Consider the following 4,533-nt stretch of genomic DNA (forward strand, 5'->3'; position numbering starts at 1 on the left):
CCTGGACGGCGGGCCTGACAGCGGGTCTAGCGGTGCGGGCCCGGCCGCCAGACCACGATCGCGCCGCGGTCGATCGGCACGAGATCCCGTCGGTGGCTCCTGTGCGCATCGGCCACCCTGCGTTCGGCCTCAGCGTGGGCCAGCGCCAGTTCCTCGGTGAGCTGCCGGATTTGATCTTTCAAGATCATCACCTGGCTGCCCAGGTCCAGGATCCGGCGGATTCCCTGTAGGTTGATGCCCTCCTCCTGGGAAAGCCGCTGTACCTCCCGCAGCATGGCGACGTCCCGGACGGAGTATCGCCGGCCGCGTCCGGATGTTCGCCCCGGAGTAACGAGCCCCAACCGGTCGTAGGCCCGCAGCGTCTGCGGATGCATGCCGGCCAGCTGCGCGGCAATAGAGATCACATACACGGGCGTGTCGTCGTCATGCGCGGGCCCTGGCCCGGATCTGGCTGCTGCCGGCCGATCAGCTGGCAGTAGCGGCGGATCGGCCGTGCGGCTCGGCCGTGGTTTCATAGCCGGCCCTCCATCTGTGCCATCAGCGACGTACGTGGATCTTCGGGATGGGCGTGCGCGAACTCCTGCAGCGCGGTGCGGGCCTTCGGGGACAGGTCGGCGGGCCGTGGCACGGTTACTTCAACGGTCACGATGAGGTCGCCGTGGCCGTTGCCGCCCCGCGGCACCCCACGCCCACGTACTCGCAGGCGCCGCCCGCTCGACGTGCCGGACGGCACCTTCACCGTCAGCGGAGCACCGTCGATCGTCGGCACCTTCACCGACGCGCCCAGCGCGGCCTCCGTGAAGGTCACCGGCAAGGTGATCGTCAGGTTGTGGCCCTCGCGGCCGAAGACCGGATGGGCGAGCACGTGGACGGTTACCTCGAGGTCGCCGGACTGCCCGCCGCGCTCACCCGGGGAGCCGCGGCCCCGAACCCGAAGCCGTTGACCGTCCGCGACGCCTGGCGGGATGCGGATGCGCTGCTCGCGCTCCCGCCGGCCCGTGCCCAGACAGCTTGGGCACGGCGAATCAATAATCGTCCCCTTGCCGATGCAGTCGCGGCACGGCTCCGACAGCGCGAACCCACCCTGGGAGCGGGACACCACGCCCAGGCCCCGGCAGGTTGGGCAGGTCCGTGGCGTCGTACCCGGACGGGCACCGCATCCCGCGCAGGTAACGCAGGTCGCCGCGCCTGGCAGCCGGACAGTGGCTTCAAGCCCCGTCAGAGCCTTCTCGAACGGGATCGTGACTTCAGCCGCGATGTCGCCGCCACGGCGGGGGCCACGGCCTGTCGGTGGCCTTTGGAACAGGTTGTCGAACAGGCCTCCGAGCCCGGGACCGGGACCGGGGCCTGCGCCTGCCCCACCCAGCAGGTCATCGAGGTTGAACGCGCCGGATCCGCCGGATCTGAAGCCGCCCGGTTGGTAGCCGTAACCACCAGCGGGATGACCACCGGTGTTACCCGCGGTGAACAGCGCTCGCGCCTCGTCGTACTCCCTGCGCCGGGTTTCGTCCGACAGGACGTCGTAGGCCTCGGAAATCTCCTTGAAGCGGGCCTCAGCCTTCGGGTCATCGGGATTCTTATCCGGATGCAGCTCAAGGGCAAGCCGGCGGTAGGCCTTCTTGATGTCGGTCGCCGAGGCGTCCTTGGGGACGCCGAGAGCGGCGTAGTAATCCTTTTCGACCATGTCACGAACACTCACGGCGCCCCTCCTTTCACCATCATGTCGCGTATGGACGCTTGAGGCTGATTTTTCCTGGCAAAAGGTCGAATGACATCGACTACTCGACGGCTTCCGCCGCGCCGCCTTCCGCGCTCGGCGTGCTCTCCACCGGCAGGTCCGCCATGCCCTGAGCGGTCTCGGCGTCCGGCGCCGGTTCGGCGACTGAGACCTGTGCTGGCCGCAGCACCCGGCCGGCGTGACGATAGCCGGCACGGAAGACGTCCACACAGGTCGACCGGGTCACCTGCGAGGAGTAGGTGTGCATGAGAGCGTCGTGGACCAGGGGGTCGAACTCGTCCCCCTGGACGCCGAACCGCTCGAGCCCGGCGGTCTCCAGCGCGCTTTCCAGCGACTCGGCGACGGCCTTGAACGGGCCCTCCAGATCACCGTGGTCGCGTGCCCGGCCGATGTCGTCGAGGGTGGGCAGCAGGGCCGTCAGCAGCTTTCCCGTCGCCTGCTCGGCCATGACCTGGCGGTCCCGTTCGACCCGTCGGCGGTAGTTGTCGAACTCGGCCTTGAGCCGCTGGAGGTCGGCGGTACGTTCGGCCACCTGCTTACGCAGGGGTTCCAGCAGCCCGTCCTCGGCTGTGGAGCTGGCTGTCGCGGTGGCGGTGCCGCCGCCCGTGGCCTTCGTCTCCACCCGGCTGGCCTCTTCCCGTACCTGCCCGCTCTCGGGATCAATACGGCGTCTGTCCCGGACGATCACAGGCTCGTCCGGCGTGGACATGCCGAGCGTCCAGTCATCCCCATGAGCCGAGGTCACTTCTTGTCCTCCTCATCCACTATCTCGGCATCCACGACATCGTCGTCCGTGCCCGGACCGGATGCGCCACCCGCGCCCGAAGCCGCCGCGCTCTGCGCATCCGCGTAGAGCGACTGGCCCATCGCCGAACTGGCCTTCGCGAGTTCGGCGGTGGACTCGCGAATGGCCGCGATGTCGGTACCGCCGACCGCCGCGCGCAGCGTGGACAGCTTCTCCTCCACATCGCTCTTGATCGCGGCGTCGATCTTGTCGCCGTTTTCGGCCAGGAAGCGTTCGGTGGAGTACACGAGGGTCTCACCCTGGTTGCGGGTCTCAGCCTCCTCGCGGCGCTTGCGGTCCTCCTCGGCGTACTGCTCGGCGTCGCGGACCATCTTGTCGATGTCATCCCGGGGCAGCGCCGAGCCGCCGGTGATCGTCATCGACTGCTCCTTGCCGGTGCCGAGGTCCTTCGCGGAGACATGGACGATGCCATTGGCGTCGATGTCAAAGGTGACCTCGATCTGCGGGATGCCCCGCGGCGCCGGCGGCAGCCCGGTGAGCTCGAACATGCCGAGCTTCTTGTTGTAGGAGGCCATCTCGCGCTCACCCTGGAAGACCTGGATCTGCACGGATGGCTGACTGTCCTCAGCGGTGGTGAAGATCTCCGACCGCTTGGTCGGGATGGTGGTGTTCCGCTCGATGAGCTTGGTCATGATGCCGCCCTTGGTCTCGATACCGAGGGAGAGCGGGGTGACGTCGAGCAACAGGACGTCCTTGACCTCGCCCTTGAGGACACCGGCCTGCAGCGAGGCGCCCACGGCGACGACCTCGTCGGGGTTGACGCCCTTGTTCGGCTCCTTGCCGCCGGTCAGCTCGCGCACCAGGTCGACCACGGCCGGCATCCGGGTGGATCCGCCGACGAGCACGACGTGGTCGATGTCGGAGACCTTGACCCCGGCGTCCTTGACGGCCTGCTGGAAGGGGTGCTTGCAGCGGTCGATCAGATCGGACGTCATCCGCTGGAACTCCGAACGGGTCAGAGTGACGTCCAGGTGCAGCGGGCCCTCGGCCGAAGCGGTGATGTAGGGCAGGTTGATGCTGGTCTGGGTGGACTGCGACAGTTCGATCTTTGCCTTCTCGGCGGCTTCCCGCAGGCGCTGCAGGGCCATCTTGTCCTTGCCGAGGTCGACACCGTGCTGACCGGAGAACGTTTTGATCAGGTGGTCGGTGACGCGCTGGTCCCAGTCGTCACCACCGAGGTGGGTGTCACCGGAGGTCGACTTCACCTCGACGACCCCGTCACCGATCTCCAGCAGGGACACGTCGAAGGTGCCGCCACCGAGGTCGAAGACCAGAATGGTCTGTTCCTTCTCGCCCTTGTCCAGCCCGTAGGCGAGGGCGGCGGCGGTGGGCTCGTTCACGATGCGCAGGACGTTGAGACCGGCGATGGTGCCCGCCTCGGTGGTCGCCTGGCGCTGGGCGTCGTCGAAGTAGGCGGGCACGGTGATGACGGCGTCGGCCACGGTCTCACCGAGGTAGGACTCGGCATCCCGCTTGAGCTTCTGGAGGATGAACGCGCTGATCTGCTGCGGGGTGAAGTCCTTGGTGTCGACCTTCATCTTCCAGTCGGTGCCCATGTGGCGCTTGACCGACCGGATGGTCCGCTCGACGTTCGTGACCGCCTGCCGTTTCGCGACCTCGCCAACCAGGACCTCACCGTTCTTGGCGAAGGCGACGACGGACGGAGTCGTCCGGGAGCCCTCGGCATTGGCGATCACCGTGGGTTCGCCGCCCTCGAGCACGCTCACAACGGAGTTCGTGGTGCCGAGGTCGATACCGACCGCTCGTGCCATGTCTGTGTGCCTCTCGGATCAGGACGGCCCGGCTGCTCCGTTCTCGTGGGAGCCCGACCGGGACCGCTCGTGTAGTAGTTGAGCCCTGCTGACTCAGAATCTAATGATAGACCAGTCACCGTCAAACATGAGCCTACGGAGCTCAAGGTTGTTGAGAGGGATTCTGTTCCCCGAAGGCTGTGGCACTCAGCCGTCGGCCGCGGGATGCGCGATAGCCC

At 67.4% G+C, this 4,533-nt stretch carries 4 protein-coding genes; all 4 read right to left on the reverse strand.

The genetic code is table 11. The annotated features are described in order from the left end of the window. Positions 1 to 26: 26 nt before the first annotated feature. Complete coding sequence (locus tag MJ785_RS11110; protein WP_239308279.1) at positions 27 to 515, reverse strand: heat shock protein transcriptional repressor HspR; 489 nt, start codon at positions 513 to 515, stop codon at positions 27 to 29. Continuing rightward, entirely contained in the window at positions 512 to 1,699 is a 1,188-nt protein-coding gene (dnaJ, locus tag MJ785_RS11115; protein ID WP_239376917.1) for a molecular chaperone DnaJ, read from the reverse strand. The genes MJ785_RS11110 and dnaJ overlap by 4 nt, the downstream gene beginning before the upstream one ends. A gap of 79 nt (positions 1,700 to 1,778) precedes the next feature. Then, positions 1,779 to 2,483 carry a nucleotide exchange factor GrpE gene (grpE, locus tag MJ785_RS11120; protein ID WP_370652921.1) on the reverse strand — a complete coding sequence of 235 codons (705 nt, stop codon included), beginning with the start codon at positions 2,481 to 2,483 and terminating at the stop codon, positions 1,779 to 1,781. Continuing rightward, positions 2,480 to 4,315, reverse strand: coding sequence for a molecular chaperone DnaK (gene dnaK / locus MJ785_RS11125; protein ID WP_239308277.1), 1,836 nt, complete (start codon positions 4,313 to 4,315; stop codon positions 2,480 to 2,482). The genes grpE and dnaK overlap by 4 nt, the downstream gene beginning before the upstream one ends. Between the last annotated feature and the right edge of the window lie 218 nt (positions 4,316 to 4,533).

The organism is Protofrankia sp. CiT1 (assembly GCF_917627335.1).
Taxonomy (GTDB): Bacteria; Actinomycetota; Actinomycetes; order Frankiales; family Frankiaceae; genus Protofrankia.

What these genes read in the sequence shown, in the direction of transcription:
- MJ785_RS11110 (WP_239308279.1), bottom strand. Translation starts at nt 515, where the DNA reads ATGAAACCACGGCCGAGCCGCACGGCCGATCCGCCGCTACTGCCAGCT.
- dnaK (WP_239308277.1), bottom strand. Translation starts at nt 4,315, where the DNA reads ATGGCACGAGCGGTCGGTATCGACCTCGGCACCACGAACTCCGTTGTG.